The organism is Pseudotamlana agarivorans, from assembly GCF_001642835.1.
GTDB lineage: Bacteria > Bacteroidota > Bacteroidia > Flavobacteriales > Flavobacteriaceae > Pseudotamlana > Pseudotamlana agarivorans.
Window position 1 is genome coordinate 122,517 of record NZ_LXEI01000008.1, and the last position, 19,775, is coordinate 142,291.

Annotated in this window: 17 protein-coding genes and 1 tRNA gene; 11 read left to right on the forward strand and 7 right to left on the reverse strand. The window is 35.3% G+C overall.

What is annotated here, in order from left to right; translation table 11 throughout:
* Positions 1 to 75: 75 nt before the first annotated feature.
* Both rho and A6I66_RS09990 read left to right on the forward strand, forming a co-directional pair.
* Positions 76 to 1,764, forward strand: a complete 1,689-nt coding sequence (rho, locus tag A6I66_RS09985) for a transcription termination factor Rho (RefSeq protein WP_067148625.1) — start codon at positions 76 to 78, stop codon at positions 1,762 to 1,764.
* A 192-nt stretch (positions 1,765 to 1,956) separates the two neighbouring features.
* The gene (locus A6I66_RS09990) at positions 1,957 to 2,649 is read left to right on the forward strand and encodes a carboxylesterase family protein (protein ID WP_067148628.1); all 693 of its coding nucleotides are present in this window, start codon (positions 1,957 to 1,959) and stop codon (positions 2,647 to 2,649) included.
* Positions 2,650 to 2,762: 113 nt separating this feature from the next.
* Here A6I66_RS09990 and A6I66_RS09995 read toward each other — a convergent pair whose 3' ends face one another.
* From A6I66_RS09995 to proS, 4 genes are all read right to left on the reverse strand, one after another.
* A complete protein-coding gene (locus tag A6I66_RS09995; protein WP_067148631.1) occupies positions 2,763 to 3,143 on the reverse strand; it encodes a hypothetical protein in 381 nt (126 codons plus the stop codon).
* 190 nt (positions 3,144 to 3,333) lie between these two features.
* Positions 3,334 to 3,585 carry a 30S ribosomal protein S20 gene (rpsT, locus tag A6I66_RS10000; RefSeq protein WP_067148634.1) on the reverse strand — a complete coding sequence of 84 codons (252 nt, stop codon included), beginning with the start codon at positions 3,583 to 3,585 and terminating at the stop codon, positions 3,334 to 3,336.
* Positions 3,586 to 3,607: 22 nt separating this feature from the next.
* A tRNA-Glu gene (locus A6I66_RS10005) sits at positions 3,608 to 3,679 on the reverse strand.
* A gap of 202 nt (positions 3,680 to 3,881) precedes the next feature.
* On the reverse strand, positions 3,882 to 5,360 hold the full coding sequence (gene proS / locus A6I66_RS10010) for a proline--tRNA ligase (RefSeq protein ID WP_067148637.1): 1,479 nt from the start codon (positions 5,358 to 5,360) through the stop codon (positions 3,882 to 3,884).
* 98 nt (positions 5,361 to 5,458) lie between these two features.
* Here proS and A6I66_RS10015 point away from each other — a divergent pair, with 98 nt between their 5' ends.
* The 5 genes from A6I66_RS10015 to yidD all read left to right on the forward strand — a co-directional run bounded on the left by A6I66_RS10015 (position 5,459) and on the right by yidD (position 10,925).
* Entirely contained in the window at positions 5,459 to 6,526 is a 1,068-nt protein-coding gene (locus tag A6I66_RS10015; RefSeq protein WP_067148640.1) for a hypothetical protein, read from the forward strand.
* 85 nt (positions 6,527 to 6,611) lie between these two features.
* Positions 6,612 to 8,159, forward strand: coding sequence for an OmpP1/FadL family transporter (locus A6I66_RS10020; protein ID WP_067148643.1), 1,548 nt, complete (start codon positions 6,612 to 6,614; stop codon positions 8,157 to 8,159).
* A gap of 299 nt (positions 8,160 to 8,458) precedes the next feature.
* Complete coding sequence (gene folE / locus A6I66_RS10025; RefSeq protein WP_067148646.1) at positions 8,459 to 9,136, forward strand: GTP cyclohydrolase I FolE; 678 nt, start codon at positions 8,459 to 8,461, stop codon at positions 9,134 to 9,136.
* A 35-nt stretch (positions 9,137 to 9,171) separates the two neighbouring features.
* Positions 9,172 to 10,653 (forward strand): cysteine--tRNA ligase, encoded by a 1,482-nt coding sequence (gene cysS / locus A6I66_RS10030; protein ID WP_067148649.1) that lies wholly within the window; start codon positions 9,172 to 9,174, stop codon positions 10,651 to 10,653.
* A gap of 47 nt (positions 10,654 to 10,700) precedes the next feature.
* Positions 10,701 to 10,925, forward strand: a complete 225-nt coding sequence (gene yidD, locus A6I66_RS10035; RefSeq protein ID WP_067148653.1) for a membrane protein insertion efficiency factor YidD — start codon at positions 10,701 to 10,703, stop codon at positions 10,923 to 10,925.
* Between the two features lie 190 nt (positions 10,926 to 11,115).
* Here the strand turns inward: yidD and A6I66_RS10040 are convergent, their stop codons facing one another.
* Positions 11,116 to 12,576, reverse strand: a complete 1,461-nt coding sequence (locus A6I66_RS10040; RefSeq protein ID WP_067148656.1) for an aminoacyl-histidine dipeptidase — start codon at positions 12,574 to 12,576, stop codon at positions 11,116 to 11,118.
* A 148-nt stretch (positions 12,577 to 12,724) separates the two neighbouring features.
* Here A6I66_RS10040 and A6I66_RS10045 point away from each other — a divergent pair, with 148 nt between their 5' ends.
* Positions 12,725 to 13,795, forward strand: a complete 1,071-nt coding sequence (locus tag A6I66_RS10045) for a DUF3810 domain-containing protein (protein ID WP_317047681.1) — start codon at positions 12,725 to 12,727, stop codon at positions 13,793 to 13,795.
* A 1-nt stretch (position 13,796) separates the two neighbouring features.
* Here the strand turns inward: A6I66_RS10045 and A6I66_RS10050 are convergent, their stop codons facing one another.
* Positions 13,797 to 14,594: a DUF6503 family protein gene (locus A6I66_RS10050; protein WP_067148659.1), complete on the reverse strand. Its 798-nt coding sequence runs from the start codon at positions 14,592 to 14,594 to the stop codon at positions 13,797 to 13,799.
* Positions 14,595 to 14,675: 81 nt separating this feature from the next.
* Here A6I66_RS10050 and A6I66_RS10055 point away from each other — a divergent pair, with 81 nt between their 5' ends.
* From A6I66_RS10055 to A6I66_RS10065, 3 genes are all read left to right on the forward strand, one after another.
* Complete coding sequence (locus A6I66_RS10055) at positions 14,676 to 15,470, forward strand: TrmH family RNA methyltransferase (RefSeq protein WP_067148662.1); 795 nt, start codon at positions 14,676 to 14,678, stop codon at positions 15,468 to 15,470.
* A gap of 21 nt (positions 15,471 to 15,491) precedes the next feature.
* Complete coding sequence (locus A6I66_RS10060) at positions 15,492 to 16,076, forward strand: hypothetical protein (RefSeq protein WP_157614179.1); 585 nt, start codon at positions 15,492 to 15,494, stop codon at positions 16,074 to 16,076.
* Positions 16,077 to 16,154: 78 nt separating this feature from the next.
* Positions 16,155 to 17,387 carry a M48 family metallopeptidase gene (locus A6I66_RS10065; protein WP_067148667.1) on the forward strand — a complete coding sequence of 411 codons (1,233 nt, stop codon included), beginning with the start codon at positions 16,155 to 16,157 and terminating at the stop codon, positions 17,385 to 17,387.
* A gap of 97 nt (positions 17,388 to 17,484) precedes the next feature.
* On the opposite strand, the gene A6I66_RS10070 is transcribed toward A6I66_RS10065, so the two are convergent.
* The gene (locus tag A6I66_RS10070) at positions 17,485 to 19,587 is read right to left on the reverse strand and encodes a DUF5723 family protein (RefSeq protein ID WP_067148671.1); all 2,103 of its coding nucleotides are present in this window, start codon (positions 19,585 to 19,587) and stop codon (positions 17,485 to 17,487) included.
* Positions 19,588 to 19,775: the final 188 nt, after the last annotated feature.

Consider the following 19,775-nt stretch of genomic DNA (forward strand, 5'->3'; position numbering starts at 1 on the left):
AATCTTCAGATTAAACTCATTTTTTCAGAATAACTTAAGTTAGTGTTCAGTAACAACATATTCAATTAAACATCAATGTTTGAAATTTCACAATTAAAAGAAAAAAAGCTCGCTGATTTACAGGAGATTGCTAAGAAATTGAACGTTCCAAAGTTTCGTTCATTAAAAAAATTAGATCTTGTATACCAAATATTAGATCAGCAAGCTGCAGACCCTAAAGCGGTTAAAGCAGCTGTAACACCAACAGAACCTATTGAACCAGCTAAAAATATAGAAGAAAAGGACACAAAAACAGCAAAGCCTGCGACTAGAAAACCTAGACAACGTGTTCAAAAACCAGTTAGAAATACCCCTCAAAAAGCAGAAGAAAATGCTGCTACACCAACCGATAAAAAAGAAGAAGCTCCAGTTTCAGAACCAGTGAAAACTGAAACAGCTCCTAAACCAAAAAAAGAAGCTCCAAAACAAGACAATAGCCCGAAACCAAAAAAACAAACCGATACGCCGGCTAATAAACAAGCTTCAAGAAATCAAAATAACCAAAATCAGAACAATCAAAATAAAAATCAACATAGAAACCAAAAAAATGGTAATGTTGAAAAAGGCAATAAAGACAACAGAAACCGTTACCGTGAGCCTGATTTCGAATTTGATGCCATCATTGAAAGCGAAGGTGTTTTAGACATCATGCAAGACGGATATGGTTTTTTACGTTCTTCCGATTATAACTATTTATCATCACCAGATGACATTTATGTGTCTCAATCACAAATTAGATTGTTTGGTTTAAAAACAGGTGATACAGTTTTAGGTCATGTACGTCCGCCTAAAGAGGGTGAAAAATATTTCCCTTTAATTAAGGTAAGTAAAATTAATGGTCAGAATCCAAATGTCGTTAGAGACCGTGTATCGTTTGAACACCTAACCCCACTTTTCCCGCAAGAAAAATTTAATATAGCTGAAAAACAAAGTACCATTTCTACGCGAATCATGGATTTGTTTGCGCCAATTGGAAAAGGACAACGTGGTATGATTGTTTCTCAACCAAAAACAGGTAAAACAATGTTATTGAAGGATGTGGCTAATGCTATTGCTGCCAACCATCCTGAAGTTTACCAAATGATTTTATTAATTGATGAACGTCCTGAAGAGGTTACTGACATGCAACGTAACGTTCGTGGTGAAGTCATTGCTTCTACTTTCGACAAGGAAGCACATGAGCATGTAAAAATTGCAAACATCGTACTAGAAAAAGCAAAACGCTTAGTTGAATGTGGACATGATGTAGTTATCCTATTAGACTCCATTACACGTTTGGCTCGTGCTTACAATACCGTACAACCAGCTTCTGGTAAAATATTAAGTGGTGGTGTTGATGCCAATGCTTTACACAAACCAAAACGTTTCTTTGGTGCTGCTCGTAATATCGAAAATGGTGGTTCATTAACCATTATTGCTACCGCTCTTACTGAAACAGGTTCTAAAATGGATGAGGTTATTTTTGAAGAATTTAAAGGAACCGGTAACATGGAACTTCAATTGGATAGAAAGATTTCTAACCGTAGAATTTTCCCTGCTATCGATTTAACCTCTTCAAGTACACGTCGTGACGATATTTTATTAGATGACACAACAGTTCAACGTATGTGGGTAATGCGTAAGTATCTTGCCGACATGAACCCAGTTGAAGCCATGGAATTTATTAACGAACGCTTCAAACAGACTAAAAACAATGAGGAGTTTTTAATTTCTATGAACGGATAAATTTTAAAAACATAAATAATTTAGCCCTAACAAAATTGTTAGGGCTTTTTTATGTTCTTCATTTAGATTATATTTAATCAGAAGAAAGCTTATTTATTTCTTATTTAATTGCCCAATAATCACAGTAATCTACACTCCTAATATCATAATAGAAGTTAGAGCTCCCTTTCCTTTAAAAACAAAATATCAATCATGACCAATAAAATACGCTTACTATTCTTAACCTTAACGTTCACAACCACAATGTTCGCTCAATTATCTTCTCATAAAAAAGAAGCGGTTAACCGAGTAGAAATGCAATATTTACTATACACGCCTACACAAAATAACGAGAAGTCCCCACTTGTTGTTTTTTTACATGGTGGTGCAGAAAGTGATAAAGATTTAAATGTCGCCAAAGCTCACGGCATACCAAAACGTATTACAGAGGGTAAAGATTTTCCTTTTTACGTTTTTGCTCCACTTAACCCCAATAAAAAAGGTCTTTGGGACGATCGAACTATTCATAACATGGCTATGAATTTAGCAGACTCGCTACCTATTGACAAAAAACGCATCTATCTCGCCGGACTTAGTCGTGGTGGTGATGGCATATGGCGAATAGCTGTAAATAACCCTAACACCTATGCCGCTATGATTTCGGTATGTGCCGCAGATATTCCAATGATTTATATAAAATGGGCTAAAAACCTTCCTGTATGGTTTTTTCATGGCGAAAAAGACGCTGTTGTTCCGGTAGAACAAACCAAAGAAGCCTATAATACTTTAAAAAAACTAAACCCAAATACAAAACTAACTTTATACCCAAATGCGACTCACGATAGTTGGACCGAAACTTACAATAACGAAGCGGTGTACTCCTGGCTACTAAAACAGCATTTGTAAGCATTTAATGAGTACTATCTCGACAACAAACTAGGATATGTATTATCATAAAAAAGCCCCTCAACGCTAATCGTTAAGGGGCTTTTAGTATTATTATATAACTTAAACCAAAATTAATACGCTAATAAGAGCTCTTTATATGCTCTTAAATCGGCAATATTCGTTTTATTTTTAAGATTTCTAGTTAAAGAAATAACATATTTAAGACTTTCTACAGGATCTACAACAGCAGCTTCTTCTTCAACGGCTGCAACTTCACCATCCTCTGTTAATAACTCATCATCATCTTCTAACATAGGAATTAGAAATGAATCATGCTCTTCAATATGCTCGTAAGTATATCTTAATACTTTAACCACTAAAGGGGCTTCTTCTTCTATAGCGTAAGTTCTTAATTCTTTAATATCATTTATTAAAGTATCCGTATTAATTCCTGTGTTATCTAAATCAACAAGAATTTTATCTATTAATTTTATTGCTTTTGAATTTTCCAAAGAGGTAATATTATGAGTGTTATTAACTTTTATTACTGCAAATTTAGAGTATTAAAATAAAATTCACTCCATTTTGACTGCTTTTTTTACCCCTATAGTAACATTAAAATCAGCTCAATATGGCGCAAAAAAAAAGCTTCTCATTTCTGAGAAGCTTTCGTATATATTTTAAAATCTTAAGTCGAAAGAATTATAGAGCTGCAACGTGCTTTGCTAAACCAGATTTAAGGTTAGCAGCTTTGTTAGCATGTATAATGTTTTTCTTTGCTAATTTATCTAGCATAGAAACTACAGAAGGATATAAAGTCTCAGCCTCATTCTTATCACTTAACTCACGTAATTTTTTGATAGCATTACGAGTTGTCTTGTGATGATACTTGTTAGTTAAGCGCTTAGCTTCGTTACTTCTTATTCTTTTTAATGCTGACTTATGATTTGCCATTTTCTTTTTCTTTAAAATATTGTAGCCCGTAGGGGAATCGAACCCCTCTTACCAGGATGAAAACCTGGCGTCCTAGCCGATAGACGAACGGGCCATTTGTTTTTTTGAGTGTGCAAAGATAAAACTAATTTACAAATCTGCAACTAAAATTTTATTTTTTTTACTCCTCAATAATTTTTCAAATAACTGTCACAATGTTTCCATTGCGGGTGCAAATGTACAACTAATTTTCACTTTCGCAAGTGCTAAATAACTTTTTTTTAAAAAAAATTTTCAAACACTTGCTTTAGTATTGATTAATAAGCTTTTGCAAATAACACGCGACGTGCCGAAGGTTTACCGGAATAAACACAAACTCCAGTTTCTTCCTTAGCATCTAAAGGAACACACCTAATTGTTGCCTTAGTTAATTCTTTTATTTTATCCTCTGTTTCGGTAGTTCCATCCCAATGTGCCGAAATAAAACCTGTTTTCGTTTCTAAAACAGTTTTAAAGTCTTCGAACGTATCAACCTCCGTGATATGACTATTTCTAAAATCTAAAGCTTTATTAAATAAAGCATCTTGAATCTCTTTTAATAAGCTTTCTATTTTTTCAGCTAAAACATTCAGATTAACCACCTCCTTAGTTAAAGTATCACGACGGGCAATTTCAACAGTGCCATTCGCTAAATCTTTTGGTCCAATAGCAATTCTAATAGGTACGCCTTGCAATTCATGTTGAGCAAATTTTGCTCCCGGTCTGTGCGTATCTCTGTTGTCATACTTAACCGAAATATTTTTAGCTCTTAAGTCGGTTAAAATACTGTTAGCGACTTCTGTGATATTGTTTAAATCTTCCTCACTCTTATATATAGGAACAATAACCACTTGGTTTGGCGCTAAACTTGGTGGTAAAACTAATCCGTTATCATCACTATGTGTCATGATTAAGGCCCCCATTAATCGAGTTGAAACACCCCATGATGTTGCCCAAACATAATCTTGCTTTCCTTCCTTATTCGCAAACTTCACATCGAAGGCCTTTGCGAAATTCTGTCCTAAGAAATGTGATGTTCCTGCCTGCAATGCTTTTCCATCCTGCATTAACGCTTCAATACAATAGGTTTCATCAGCCCCTGCAAAACGTTCACTTTCAGTTTTCAAACCTTGAATTACTGGAATAGCCATAAAATTCTCGGCGAAATTAGCATATACGTTATTCATTAAAGCAGCCTCTTCTAAGGCTTCCTTTTTAGTTTCGTGAGCCGTATGTCCTTCTTGCCATAAAAACTCTGCGGTACGTAAAAACAAACGAGTTCGCATTTCCCAACGCACCACATTAGCCCATTGGTTAATTAATAAAGGTAAATCTCTATATGATTGTACCCACCCTCTAAAGGTATTCCATATAATAGCTTCACTTGTAGGCCTAACAACAAGCTCCTCTTCTAGCCTAGCTTCAGGATCTACACGTAGTTTTCCTGGTTTATCTGGGTCATTTTGTAATCTATAATGAGTTACAACAGCACATTCCTTAGCAAAACCTTCAGCGTTTTTTTCTTCTGCTTCAAATAAGCTCTTAGGAACAAACAATGGAAAATAAGCATTTTGATGTCCTGTTTCCTTAAACATTTTATCTAATTCGGCCTGCATTTTTTCCCATATTGCATAACCATAAGGTTTGATAACCATACACCCTCTAACCGCAGAGTTCTCCGCTAAGTCAGCCTTGACAACCAATTCGTTATACCATTTCGAATAATCTTCTGCTCTACTAGTAAGTTTTTTACCCATAAGTTTTTTTTGGCACAAATGTTGTACCTAAGTTAAATATAAAAATAGTTCAGCAAAACTAACTATTTTTGTAATGTCCAACAATAAAATTTAGAGATATGCAATTTATTAAATACTTAAAAAGAAAAGCACCGTTAGCAAGCCTACTAGGGTTAGCCCTTGTATTTGCTTCTTGCGGTTCTTACGAATATGTTGGCGCAAGCAATGATGGTATTTACGGTGGCACTGTTGCTCAATCGCAACAACAAAGCAATGAAGTTCCAGCGAATAACAATTACTACGAAAATTACTTCAAAACAAAATCAATAGAAGCTGAAAACTTTACTGAAGACCCAGCTATTTTTACAGACATTGATGCTTACGAGAATTCTGCCTATGTGGAAAATGACTCTTTAGTAGATGACTATCAAGGTTATGCTGGCTGGGGACAAAACAACAGTAGCGTTACAGTGAACTATATCGACAATGGCTGGAATAATTGGGGTACCGGTTGGGGCTTTGGCTTTTACTCTGGTTGGGGTTATGGTTATGGCGGCTGGGGTTATCCTGGTTATGGTTGGGGATATCCAAGCTACGGCTGGGGTTGGGGCTACCCAAATTACGGCTGGGGATATCCCGGTTATGGTTGGGGGTACCCAGGATATGGTAACTATTATAGAAATAACAGATATTACTCTTATGGGGCTACGCGTAGAGGAAGCTATGGAAGAAATTACTACGCTGGCACGAATGCTACAAGAAGAAGCTCTTACACGAGAAACAACATCAATGCTTCTAACACCACAAGACGCAGCTCTGCGGGGGTTACTTCAAAATACAACACAACGCGTAGAAGTAGTACCGCAAATGGTAATTCACAAACAACGACTAGAAGAAGTTATACCACCAACAGAAACCTATCTCAAACTGGCGTAACTAGACGATCTTCAACAGTAACGCGAACACCTTCTAACAACTCAACAAGAAGATCATCCAACGCTACGACTAGAAGAAATTCTAGCACGGTTTACAAACAACCTTCAAGATCAAATTCTACGAACTATAATAGTTCTACGTCAAGAAGTTCGAGTTACAATTCTAGTTCTAGTTCACGAAGTAGCGGAAGCTCCATGAGATCATCTGGTGGTTCGAGCCGAAGTTCTTCATCTAGAGGAGGAAGACGATAACATTAAAAACAATAGAAATTAACCAAATAAACTGGATTCAAATCGGTTTATTTGGTTAATTCATGCTCTTAAATCAATAACATATATGAAAAAGATTAGTTTACTACTCTTAAGCGCTTTCACATTTACAGGTATTTATGCTCAAGACATTACTGATGCTTTAAGATATTCGCAAAATGAACCTCAAGGAACTGCTCGCTTTAGAGCACTAAGTGGGGCTTTTGGAGCTCTTGGTGGAGATATGAGCGCTGTAGGTTTGAATCCTGCAGGTTCCGTTGTATTTAGTCATAGTAACATTACAGTTACAGGGTCTAATGCCAATGTGAAAAATGAAACCCTTTACTTTAATGAATACACAAACACTAATGACTCTAATTTTAGTATCAACCAAGGTGGTGCTACTTTAATTTTTGATAACAGAAACAGTTATTCGAAATGGAACAAATTTGCCATGTCCTTTAATTACGAGCGAACGAGTAATTTTAATAACTTTTGGAATGCCAGAGGACTTAACACCAATGACGATGGAAATTTCAGTAATTCGATAGCTAGCTATTTTTATGATTATGCCGATGGACAAAGACTCGCTGATATTTCTGCGATAAATGGAGAATCCATTGATCGTGCCTACCGAGAAATAGGTAATCAATTTGGCTATGGTAACCAACAAGCGTTCTTAGGATATGAATCTTTCATTCTTGACCCTGAATTTGATGATGATGACAACACTACTTATTTTTCAAATGTAGCTGCAGGAAATTTTTACCACGACTACACTTACGTAGCTACTGGCTATAATGGCAAAATGACCTTTAACTTTGCAACACAATTTGAAGACAAGCTATCTTTAGGACTAAACCTAAATTCTCATTTCATTAATTATGAACGCACTACAGCATTACTCGAAGACAATAATAACACTGGGTCTGTGGTAAATCATATTAATTTTCGAAACAGTTTACTTACTACAGGTGCTGGATTCTCTTTTCAACTTGGAGGGATTTACAATATCACGCCAGATCTTAGAGTTGGTTTAATTTACGATTCACCAACATGGTACTCTATCGACGAAGAAACGACACAATATATTAGTACTGAAAGAGATGTTTCGGGTGTACCAACCACACAAATTGTAGACCCAAGAATTATTAATGTGCTACCAAGATATCAGCTTCAAACACCATCGAAAATAACAGCTAGTTTGGCTTATATTATTGCGAAACGCGGGCTCATCAGCTTTGATTACTCAAATCAAAATTTAGCCAACACAGAATTTGGACCAACGTATGACCCCTATTTTATGGATCAAAATGCATTCATCCAAAATTCTTTAACCAACGTATCAACTTATCGAGTTGGTGCAGAATACAGAGTCATAGATTTACTTAGTTTACGTGGTGGTTACCGCTATGAAGATAGTCCGTACAAAGACGGTGTAACGGTAAGTGATTTAAGCGGTTATTCTTTTGGTATTGGTTTAAATTTTGGAAACACCAAACTAGATTTCACGTACGATCAAGCAAATAGATCATACCAAAATAACCTTTACAATCTAAATGGTGGTGGATCTCCATTTGCTTCAATTGACAGAAAAAATCAAAACTTTACGATATCCCTAGGATTCAGTATTTAACAATATAAAAACACCTCAACACTTAAAGACCATTTGAAAGCTCCATACAGTTTTAAATGGTCTTTTGAATTGGTCATAATTTATATAAAAAACGGCTTGTAATGAATAGGGCAATATTCAGACTAAAGCAAAAAATTAATATTTTATCAACACCAAGTATAACAAAACGGAATTGCTTATCTTTGCAAACTAATTTTTGAAATACAAATCATTCGTCATTCTAACATAAAACTCTTGTTAACAAAGAAGTAACAATGAATGACTTTTATGATTGTTGAAAAAACAATAGATTTTAACAGATGAAATTCGATAGTAATTTAGACGATTTTGACGCCTTAGGAGAAGAACACATTGGTACTTCGGAAGATACACCAATGCGAAATGATGCTTTTAAACTGTCTAACGAAGAAAAAATAGACATTATTAAAGATGATGTGCGTCATATCATGGAAACTTTAGGTTTAGATTTAACCGATGACAGCCTAAAAGGAACTCCAAACCGTGTAGCAAAAATGTTTGTTAAAGAAATTTTTGGCGGATTAGATCCTGCTAAAAAGCCTAGCGCTTCAACTTTCGACAACAAATACAAGTATGGCGAAATGCTGGTTGAAAAAAACATCACGGTTTATTCAACTTGCGAGCACCACTTACTCCCTATAGTTGGTAGAGCACATATCGCTTATATTTCAAATGGTACTGTAGTTGGTTTATCTAAAATGAATCGTGTTGTAGATTACTTTGCAAAGCGCCCACAAGTTCAAGAACGTTTAACCATTCAAATCGTTAGAGAACTTCAAAGAGTATTAGGCACAAAAGATGTAGCTTGTGTGATTGATGCTAAACATTTATGCGTAAACTCAAGAGGTATTCGCGACATTGAAAGTAGTACCGTAACTTCAGAGTTTGGAGGAAAATTTAAAGATATGGGTACCCGTCGTGAATTTTTAGACTATATAAAATTAGACACTACTTTTTAGTTCATTCATCAAAAAAACTTGTCATCTAAATCCGCATGCAGCTATACCAATCGCAATCCCTAAAGATTTACAATTCATTATCCGGAAAAAAAGAAACATTTAAACCTATTAATGAAGGCCACATTGGCATGTATGTTTGTGGTCCTACGGTTTATAGTAATGTACACTTGGGTAACGTGAGAACATTTATGTCTTTTGACATGATTTTTCGCTATTTGAAGCATTTGGGTTACAAAGTACGCTATGTAAGAAACATTACAGATGCAGGGCATTTAGAAAATGATGCTGATGTTGGTGAAGATAAAATCACCAAAAAAGCGCGTTTAGAACAAATTGAACCTATGGAAGTCGTACAACGATACACCGTAGATTTTCATAACATTTTAAATACCTTTAACTTTTTACCGCCAAGTATTGAGCCTACTGCTACGGGACATATTATCGAGCAAATTGAACTCATAAAAAATATTATTGACAACGGATTTGCCTATGTCGTAAATGGCTCGGTGTACTTTGATGTCCATAAGTTTAATGAGACGAATGAGTACGGCAAGTTGAGTAAACGTAAACTTGATGATTTAATTCACAACACACGAACCTTAGACGGACAAAGCGATAAAAAGAATCCTCAAGATTTTGCGCTTTGGAAAAAAGCCGAACCACAGCACATTATGCGCTGGCCTTCACCTTGGAGTGATGGATTTCCTGGGTGGCACTTAGAATGTACCGCCATGAGCACCAAATACTTAGGAGAACAATTTGACATTCACGGTGGCGGAATGGATTTAAAATTTCCACACCACGAATGCGAAATAGCTCAAAATGAAGCCGCTTTAGGAAAATCACCTGTAAATTATTGGATGCATGCCAATATGCTAGAGTTAAACGGGCAACGTATGTCTAAATCCACTGGAAATACTGTGAATCCTCACGAATTACTTTCAGGAGACAATAAATTTTTCAGTAAAGCTTATGCACCAAGTGTGATTCGCTTCTTTATTGCACAATCATCTTACCGAAGTGTTTTAGACTTAACGGACGACGGATTATTAGCAAGTGAAAAAGGCTTTAACAGATTGATGGAAGCCATGAATTTGCTAGGTGGCATACAAGCTTCAAATGCTTCATCATTAGACATTGAATCATGGAAACAAAAATGCTATGATGCGATGAACGATGATTTTAATTCGCCAATTTTAATCGCTCATTTATTTGAAGCAGCAAAATATATCAATCAGCTTAAAGAAGGTAGTGAAACCCTCACTTCTGATGACTTAAACATCTTAAAAGACACTTTAAACACCTTTGTTTTTGATGTTCTTGGTTTGGAAAACAATGCTGATAACAGCACTGGAACCGATAAACTTTCTGGAGCTGTCGATGTTTTAATTAAACTCAGACAAGAAGCTAGAGCGAATAAAGATTTTGCTTTATCAGATAAAATCCGTGATGAACTGGCTGAAGTAGGTATTCAGCTCAAAGACGGCAAAGACGGCACTACTTTTTCAATTCAATAAAAAGATACCATCTATAATAGAATACACTTTATTAAAAGTAAATAAGCATGCTTAAAAAAATACTGATAGCGCCTTTTTTACTTTTAATAAAAGTGTATCAAACACTTATTTCCCCTTTAACCCCTGCGACTTGCAGATTCCACCCTACTTGCTCTCAATATGCCAAGGAAGCTTTGACCAAACATGGTTTTTTTAAAGGCGGTTGGTTGGCTATAAAGCGAATTTTCAGTTGTCATCCTTGGGGTGGTTCGGGTTATGATCCTGTACCTTGATTTTGTTGTTTATTGGTTGATTTGTTGAATCGTTTAATTGTGAGTGTCACTTGTCATGTCAAACACAGTGAGACATCTTTTAAATAAAAACTTACACTTAAAAAGATACCTCCTACCGTCGGTATGACAGAAATAGTTCAATGAATCCACTGTTTAACGGTTAAACAAATCCATAGTTAAACAAATAAACCTATTTCACAGGAATCTGCTTCAAAATCTCTAAAACAAACTTCCAATACTTTTGAACTGAAGAAATCTGAGCACGTTCATCTGGAGAGTGTGCACCTTTAATGGTTGGTCCAAAACTAATCATATCCATTTCTGGATAATTCTGACCTAGAATGCCACATTCTAGTCCGGCGTGACAGGCGGCTACATGAGGTTTTTCATCATTTAAATCTTCATAAACTTTAGTCATCACTTTTAAAATAGCAGAATCCATATTAGGTGTCCACCCAGGATAATCGCCTGAAGCCTCAACCTCGCAGCCTATCAATTCGAAAGTTGATTGTAAAGCATTTACTAAATCAATTTTAGAACTTTCTACAGAAGATCGAGTTAAGCAACCAATATGCATATCACCATCTTCAACAATGACTCTAGCAATATTATTAGACGTTTCTACCAGTTCTGGAATATCAGCACTCATACGATACACACCATTTATTGCCGCATACATAGCTCTTGTGAATCCCTCTTGGGTCATTAAATCCATAACCTTTTCCGGCGTTTCACATTTTGAAGCTGTGATACTTAAATCGGGCTCCATGGTTTTAAGCTCCTTTTTTATAATCGCTTCTAGGTTTTTAATCTCGGCAACAAAATCATCCTCCTTCATAGCGTCAATAGCCACAATAGCTGCACTTTCTCTAGGAATCGCATTACGTAAACTTCCTCCGTCAATGGATGAAATACGTAACCCAAAAGCTTCAAATTTATCGTGTAAAATACGATTCATCAATTTATTAGCATTCCCTAAGCCTTCATGAATTTGCATACCTGAATGTCCGCCTTGCAAACCTTTCACTTCAATTTTATAGCCAATTTTAATTTCTGAAGTTTCTTCTTCTTCATACTGTCGTGTCGCGGTAACATCAATTCCTCCGGCGCAGCCCACTCCAATTTCATCGTCTTCTTCGGTATCTAAATTCAACAATATACCTCCTGAAAGTAACCCGCCTTTTAAGCCCATGGCACCAGTCATACCGGTTTCTTCATCAATAGTAAAAAGAGCTTCTATAGCTGGATGAGCAATAGAATCACTTTCTAGAATCGCCATAATAGTAGCAACACCTAATCCGTTATCGGCACCTAAAGTAGTGCCTTTAGCGCGTACCCAATCGCCATCAACATACATATCAATACCCTGTGTGTCAAAATCAAAGTCGGTATCGTTATTCTTTTGGTGCACCATATCTAAATGTGATTGCATCACAACGGTTACTCGGTCTTCCATACCAGAGGTTGCTGGCTTTTTAATAATCACATTACCAACGGCATCAACCAGTGTTTCAAAACCTAAATTTTCACCAAAAGCCTTCATAAAAGCGATGACCCTTTCTTCTTTTTTAGAAGGTCGTGGGACTGCATTTAAATCGGCGAATTTATTCCAAAGGGCTTGAGGTTCTAATTGTCTTATATCTGTGTTCATTTTGTGATTATTTTATCCGTCAAAGATAGAAAAATGGGGCGACCTCAGCATCTTAATGATTCTGTAATATTTAAGATTTAACAAAGTTTAACCTTATAAAAACTTTAAAAATTGAAAATTATATGCTCTATTTTTTTTACTATTTTTGATGATGCTCAAAGACAAAAAAACAATCATAGCACTTGCTATATTTCCTCAAATTATCATTGTTAGAATACTTTCCAATTACCCTGATTTTGTTGAGACCTACTACAGCAAAGCGTTCTACCCATTAATCTCCAAACTATCTCGTTATATTTTAGGATGGATTCCTTTTTCCTTTGGTGATTTGGTTTATGCTTTAACTATAGTTTATGGGATACGTTGGTTAGTTTTAAACAGGAAACGTTTACGCCTGGACACCAAAAATTGGCTTATTGATGTTTTTGCAACGCTCTCTATTTTCTACTTTGTTTTTCATCTGTTTTGGGGCTTAAACTACTACCGACAACCGCTTCACAAAAGTTTAGAACTGGAACATGATTACACCACAGAGCAACTGATAAGTTTCACAGAAAGACTCATCAAAAAGTCGAATGCTATCCATATAAAGATTACGAATAATGACACTTTAAAAGTTGAGATGCCGTATAATAAATCGGAATTATTTAAAAAGGCTCCTGAAGGGTATACATATTTAAAGGAAACCTTTCCGCATTTAGCTTATCATCCACAAAGCGTGAAACAATCTTTATTCAGCTACCCTTTAACCTATATGGGATTTAGCGGGTATTTAAATCCGTTTACCAATGAAGCACAGGTAGACGGACTAATTCCTATTTATAAGCTTTCGACAACTACCACACATGAAATCGCCCATCAATTAGGTTATGCTGCCGAAAATGAAGCCAATTTTATCGGAAGTATGGCGGCTATAAAACACCCTGATCCTTACATTCAATACACGGGTTATACTTTTGGACTGCGTTTTTGCTTAAATGAAATTTATAGACGAGACCCCGATATTTTTGAAAGGATGGAAAAAACTGTAAACCCTGGTATTCTTAAAAACTACAAAGAGGTTCGTGAGTTTTGGGAGAAACACCAAAATCCAGCCGAACCTCTTTTTAAATCTTTTTACAACGGTTTTTTAATAGCCAATAAACAAAGCAAAGGCATGCAAAGTTATAATTATGTCGTTGCGCTTTTAGTTAACTATTTTGAAAAAAACAGTTTATAATTTACTCTATAACTTGAGCGTTTTCAGGCATTTCAAATAATTCCTGATTCGGTTTTTCTTTAGAAACTTTCACGTTTTCAAAATGGTTTTCGCTATGTACAGTTGTAGGTAAATTGTTTTCATATTCATACCTCACAATTGTTTTTGGTAATAACAAACCTTCCACATTCATCCACTCACTGTATTTTCTAAAATGCCATTCTTTAGCTTTTTCTTGAGTAAAGAAGGTTACAGTATAACCTAACCACTCCATTTTATAAGTTTCTGGGTTGTAGTAAATAGCATATTCATCTTCTGGAGACTCCCCTACACCATTTTGGTATCCTATTCTTATCCCTGGATAGGTTTTACCTTCAAAAACCAGTGGTTCTATATCACCATAAATAATACCATCATCAGATAAAATAAAGGGCATGGTATAAAAGTAGAACATCAAATTGTAGTAAAATTTAGGTTTACCTTTGTATTCGGCATCATTCTTATTCTTTAACCAAACTTGTTCCCCATCATAACCTAAGGCATGATCTGGAGTTTCAATTAAAGACTTTCTGTTCCATAAATCGGTTGAAGTAACCTCATTAACACCATTTTTCTCCATGGCGAATTCTAAAAACCGCATGCTTTTCCAAAGATCCAAGCCACCATGAGCTTCAAATATTTTTTCTAAAGCTTCAGGATATTTCTTTTCTTCAGCTATTTCCTTAGTTTCTGTCTCTACAGGTGTTACTACAGTTTCTTTTTTCACATCTTTACAGTTCCAAAAAGCAAGTGCTACAAATAAGTAAATAATTTTTTTCATGTTATGTTTTAATAGGTTTCTTGTTTTGACGTGTTCATTTCGGATTAATTACATAAAATCCTTTACTTTTGTTTTTCAAATATGAAAGCCATTACCAGCATACAAAATTCGTTTGTAAAACAACTTTTCCAATTAAAAGAAAAGTCTCGAGAACGACGTAAAACAGGTCTTTTTTTAATAGAAGGCGCTCGTGAAATTATGTTAGCCATACAAGGCGGATTTGACATAGAAACCATATTATTCAACCCTGAATTACATCCTTTAGAACGTGTAGAAGCGCTTAATGCTGAAGACGTTGATATGATAGAAATTTCGAAAGAAGTCTATCAAAAGCTGGCTTATAGGGAAACTACGGAAGGGATTTTAGCAGTGGCTAAATCAAAGTCACATCAGTTAAATGCTTTAAAGTTCAATACAAAAAGTCCTTTAATTTTAATTGCTGAAGCTCCCGAAAAACCAGGAAATATTGGTGCTATACTTAGAACTGCTGATGCCGCTAACGTAGACGCTGTTATTATTGCCAATCCGAAAACCGATTTATACAACCCGAATATCATCCGTTCTAGCGTTGGTTGTGTATTCACCAACACCATTGCAACAGGAAGCACCACTGAAATCATTAAGTTTTTAAAGACTGAAGGCATTCACATTTATTGTGCTGCACTACAAGCGTCAGAACCCTACCACACGCAAGATTTCACAATACCCACAGCTATAGTTGTAGGCACCGAGGCAACTGGACTAAGTGAAGAATGGCGAGAAAATGCAACACAAAACATCATTATCCCCATGCAAGGTGCTATTGATTCCATGAATGTATCGGTTGCAGCGGGTATTCTTGTTTTTGAAGCTAAGAGGCAGCGAAACTTCAACTAACGGTAGATTAAAGAAATGTGTTTGAAAAAAATATTTATTCCTATTATTTTTGTAGTATTTACTTTTAACTCTTGTCATTTACCAAAATACACTTTAGGAACGATTACTCCTTATGTTGATTTTAGAACTGGAAAATGGTTATTAAATGATGTCCAATCTTCAGAAGACATTAAACCTATTTTAAATAAAATAGCTACAAAAAACTTCAAGATTTTCCTAAACGACAGATTATTTAATGTATCAAACACAAATGGAATTATTGTACCAAATTTTATTCCGTTAAACCCAACTGAAGACATCTTAAAAGATTTAAGAAATGGTACTGCTTTTGATTATTACATAAATATCAAAGCCCAACCCATTAAAAATGAGCTAGGATCAATTCTTATTGGAGACAATAATGATAATTATACGAATCAAGGAAACATTACTGTTGAAATTTATAATTTGAATACACTACAAATCATTTTTCATCAAACTGCTTTTGGAACAAATGGAACTGCCATTTTCACTAAGAATATATCATTTGCGAATAACGCGAACAGTTTAATAATTGGAGGGCTAGAAAAAATAATGAATGAAATAAAGAAAACCTCAAAATACTAATGCTAAAATAGCTACTTAAAACTCCAAGAATCAGAATAAAAATCGCAAAGTCGTAATAAAATAACAGCACACAACTAAATGACCGCACAAAGCCTTTTTTACATCATTATTGCAATTATTATCGTCAATTTTGTTGTCGATAAAATATTAGATGCTTTAAATGCCAAACATTATAATGATAAACTCCCCAAAGTACTGGAAGATGTTTATGATGAAGAGGCCTACAAAACATCACAAAAATATAAAGCCACCAACTATAAGTTTGATTTATTAACCTCATCATTTTCTATTGTTTTAACCTTAGCTTTTTTGGGACTTGACGGATTTGCATTTGTAGACAATTTGGCTCGTAGTTTTAGTGAAAACCCTATCATTATTGCGCTTGTTTTCTTCGGCATTATAATGATTGGTAGCGACATTTTAACCACACCCTTTTCTTATTATAGCACTTTTGTTATTGAAGAAAAATTCGGATTCAATAAAACGACTAAAAAATTGTTCTTTTTAGACAAACTAAAGGGCTGGTTAATGATGGCCATACTCGGCGGTAGTATTTTAGCACTCATCATCTGGTTTTACCAAGTTACAGGCACACAGTTTTGGTTATATGCCTGGGGACTTATGGCCATATTCACATTATTTATGAATATGTTTTATTCAAAATTAATCGTGCCTCTATTTAACAAACAAACACCTTTAGAAGCTGGAAGTTTAAGAAATGGCATCTCAAAATACGCTGAAACCGTAGGTTTTAAACTCGATAAAATATTTGTTATTGACGGTTCCAAACGAAGCACGAAAGCCAATGCTTATTTTTCGGGGTTTGGAAGTGAGAAGCGCGTTACTTTGTATGATACCTTAATTAATGATTTAGATGAAGATGAAATTGTTGCTGTTTTAGCCCATGAAGTTGGTCATTATAAAAAGAAACATATCATTTTTAATTTGTTTGCTTCTATCCTTTTGACAGGAATTACATTGTACATCTTATCTTTATTTATATCAAATCCCTTACTATCAAACGCTTTAGGTGTTGAAACCCCCAGCTTTCATATTGGCTTAATTGCCTTCGGGTTGCTGTACGCACCAATTTCAGAAATTACGGGACTTATTATGAATTTATTTTCAAGAAAATTCGAATACCAAGCGGATGATTATGCTAAAAACACTTTCAAAGCAGAACCTTTAATAACCTCATTAAAAAAGTTATCAAAAAACAGTTTAAGCAATTTAACACCGCACCCTGCATATGTTTTTATGCACTATTCACACCCTACTTTACTGCAAAGGGTGCAAAATTTGAAGAAGTAACACAACGGCTTCCTCATAAATTTCAGAAAGCAAAAATCATAAAAAAACCTGTAACGTGTCTCGTTACAGGCTTTTAAATTATATAATTCTAAAAGGATTATTGTTTAACTAAAGTAACTTCTACCCTTCTATTATTTCTTCTTCCTGCAGCGGTCGAATTATCATCAATAGGGTTAGATTCACCATAACCTTTACTTGTTAAACGATCGGAACTAATACCGTGTTCGATGAAATAAGTCATTACAGTACTGGCACGTTCTTCAGATAATCTCTGGTTTAATGCCTCAGATCCTGAACTATCGGTATGACCGTCAATCGAGAAATGAGAATCAGGATACTCATGTAAAATACCCACAATATTATCTAAAACTTGCTTAGACTCATCTAACACCGTTGATTTTCCATTATGGAATAAGATGGTTTTAGCATAAGCATTTAAAGTTTTCATTACCGCTTCTGTAACTTTTGGTACTTCAGGACACCCATTATTTGCTACGGTTCCGGCTACTTCAGGACAATTATCAACGTTGTCTAAAACACCGTCAGCATCAGTATCAGGCCAAGGACAACCATTGTTTTCAATAGGTCCTGCAACTGTTGGGCACTGATCTACATTATCAAGAACAGCATCATTATCATCATCTCCCCAAGGGCAACCTTTATTTTCCTTTGGCCCAGCCTCGTTAGGACAAGCATCAACGTTATCAAGAACACCATCGGCATCAGCATCACCCCATGGGCAACCGTTGTTTTCAATTGGACCTGCTACTTTAGGACATTCATCAAGTTTATCAATAACACCATCATCATCTTTATCTTTTGAACGACCTTGGTAAATAGGAATTTTTACACCAGCATACACATCGGCTGCCTTACTGTTATCACTCACTAAAGCTGATAATACCGATCCCGAACCAATATATAAAGGCCCTGCTCTAAAGCCTGCTCCTGCTTGGAATCCGCTATACTGCACTATACCCATTGGTAAATAAAAACTAAAAAACTTAGATTCAAAACGAGGTGTTAAAGACACGGTGTTGGCCACACGAGTTGCACTTACTTTTTCTTTAGACACAAGCGATAAATCGGTGTTTAAATTCAAATAGAAACGATTCGTAAAACTCCAATCCGCATTAAAATGTAAAGCCGTAGGTAAATTCACTTTATACCCCGTACTAGAATTTACTATAGTGTAATAGTTATTTAAAAAATCTTCAATGTCATCAGCATTGTCAAAATCATCTTCAATGTCCTCTACACTTACAGCTCCCCTGGTTATATCATAAGTTTCCTCAACACCTTCTTTATAATTGATGCTTCCTATATCGGTAATAGACAAACCTAATTTCAGTTTGTATTTATTTTTATCTTTTAGATAATGCGTTTCACCTTTAGCATTTGTTTTTTGGTAGTCTGGATAATTAGTTCTCCATTCGTATACAAATCCTAAATCAAATCCAACACCTGAAGCTTTTGGCAATTCATATTCGTACCCATCTTCATCAAAAGAGGTATCGAAAGCCGCGTATGTAAGTTCACCAGTAGTTTCGAGAGTTGGCATATTTGGACCAGCGCCATCGGCAACCAAATTAGCCGTGACATTATTTCCATTTAAACGAGCAGATCCACCACCTTGCAAATACTTAACCGTTAAACCTCCTTTTAAAAACTTGGTACGATCGTTTATAATAACGCGCGCGTAGGTAACTCCTAGTTCTCCCCAAGCGTGACCTGTTGTAATTAAATTTCCAGCATCCACATAAACATCTTCACTATCATCACTATCAAAGTTCTTGATAAGATTTCCGTTAACGTTATGAGCTGTTACAAAGGCTCTAGCTCTAGTGGTTACCGCTAAAGAACTGTTTTCGTTAAGATTAAACATGAAAGCAAGCCCTAAAATATCGGTATTCCATAAGGCATTGTTATTATCTGATGGATATGTGTTTGCGTCATCATCAAAATCGAAATCCCCTTTTACCGCATCCATAAAATTAACCCCAGTGTAGTCGTTACCCACAAATGTGCTGGCACCTACAATATTGATATCGGTTTTAAAACGAGAGTCTACAATATTAGCTGGGTTGAGGATGACACTATTCACACCGCTGTAGTTATCGGTGAGAAACCCATTAAAAGATTGACTATGCATGTAAATAGATGCACTAAGCGTCAATAGTAACAAAGTAATTTTTTTCATAAGTTTTTAATTGTTTGTTGTTTATTTTGTGGCTAAAATAGGATATTTGTGTTAACAAAAAGCTAATTTTCTATAAAACGTCATTTTTCCTATCTGTAATGAAAATAGGAAGTCGTTTTCATTTCATACCTTATTAAACCCAAACTTTTTCTTATATCACAAGCTTGGTTTTTACTAAAACCACTAAA

Coding starts and splice junctions, on each gene's coding strand:
- rpsT (WP_067148634.1), bottom strand. CDS start 3,585: ATGGCAAATCATAAGTCAGCATTAAAAAGAATAAGAAGTAACGAAGCT.
- A6I66_RS10055 (WP_067148662.1), top strand. CDS start 14,676: ATGAAAGCCATTACCAGCATACAAAATTCGTTTGTAAAACAACTTTTC.
- cysS (WP_067148649.1), top strand. CDS start 9,172: ATGCAGCTATACCAATCGCAATCCCTAAAGATTTACAATTCATTATCC.
- yidD (WP_067148653.1), top strand. CDS start 10,701: ATGCTTAAAAAAATACTGATAGCGCCTTTTTTACTTTTAATAAAAGTG.
- proS (WP_067148637.1), bottom strand. CDS start 5,360: ATGGGTAAAAAACTTACTAGTAGAGCAGAAGATTATTCGAAATGGTAT.
- A6I66_RS10015 (WP_067148640.1), top strand. CDS start 5,459: ATGCAATTTATTAAATACTTAAAAAGAAAAGCACCGTTAGCAAGCCTA.
- A6I66_RS10065 (WP_067148667.1), top strand. CDS start 16,155: ATGACCGCACAAAGCCTTTTTTACATCATTATTGCAATTATTATCGTC.
- A6I66_RS10050 (WP_067148659.1), bottom strand. CDS start 14,594: ATGAAAAAAATTATTTACTTATTTGTAGCACTTGCTTTTTGGAACTGT.
- A6I66_RS10020 (WP_067148643.1), top strand. CDS start 6,612: ATGAAAAAGATTAGTTTACTACTCTTAAGCGCTTTCACATTTACAGGT.
- rho (WP_067148625.1), top strand. CDS start 76: ATGTTTGAAATTTCACAATTAAAAGAAAAAAAGCTCGCTGATTTACAG.
- folE (WP_067148646.1), top strand. CDS start 8,459: ATGAAATTCGATAGTAATTTAGACGATTTTGACGCCTTAGGAGAAGAA.
- A6I66_RS09990 (WP_067148628.1), top strand. CDS start 1,957: ATGACCAATAAAATACGCTTACTATTCTTAACCTTAACGTTCACAACC.
- A6I66_RS10045 (WP_317047681.1), top strand. CDS start 12,725: ATGATGCTCAAAGACAAAAAAACAATCATAGCACTTGCTATATTTCCT.
- A6I66_RS10070 (WP_067148671.1), bottom strand. CDS start 19,587: ATGAAAAAAATTACTTTGTTACTATTGACGCTTAGTGCATCTATTTAC.
- A6I66_RS10040 (WP_067148656.1), bottom strand. CDS start 12,576: ATGAACACAGATATAAGACAATTAGAACCTCAAGCCCTTTGGAATAAA.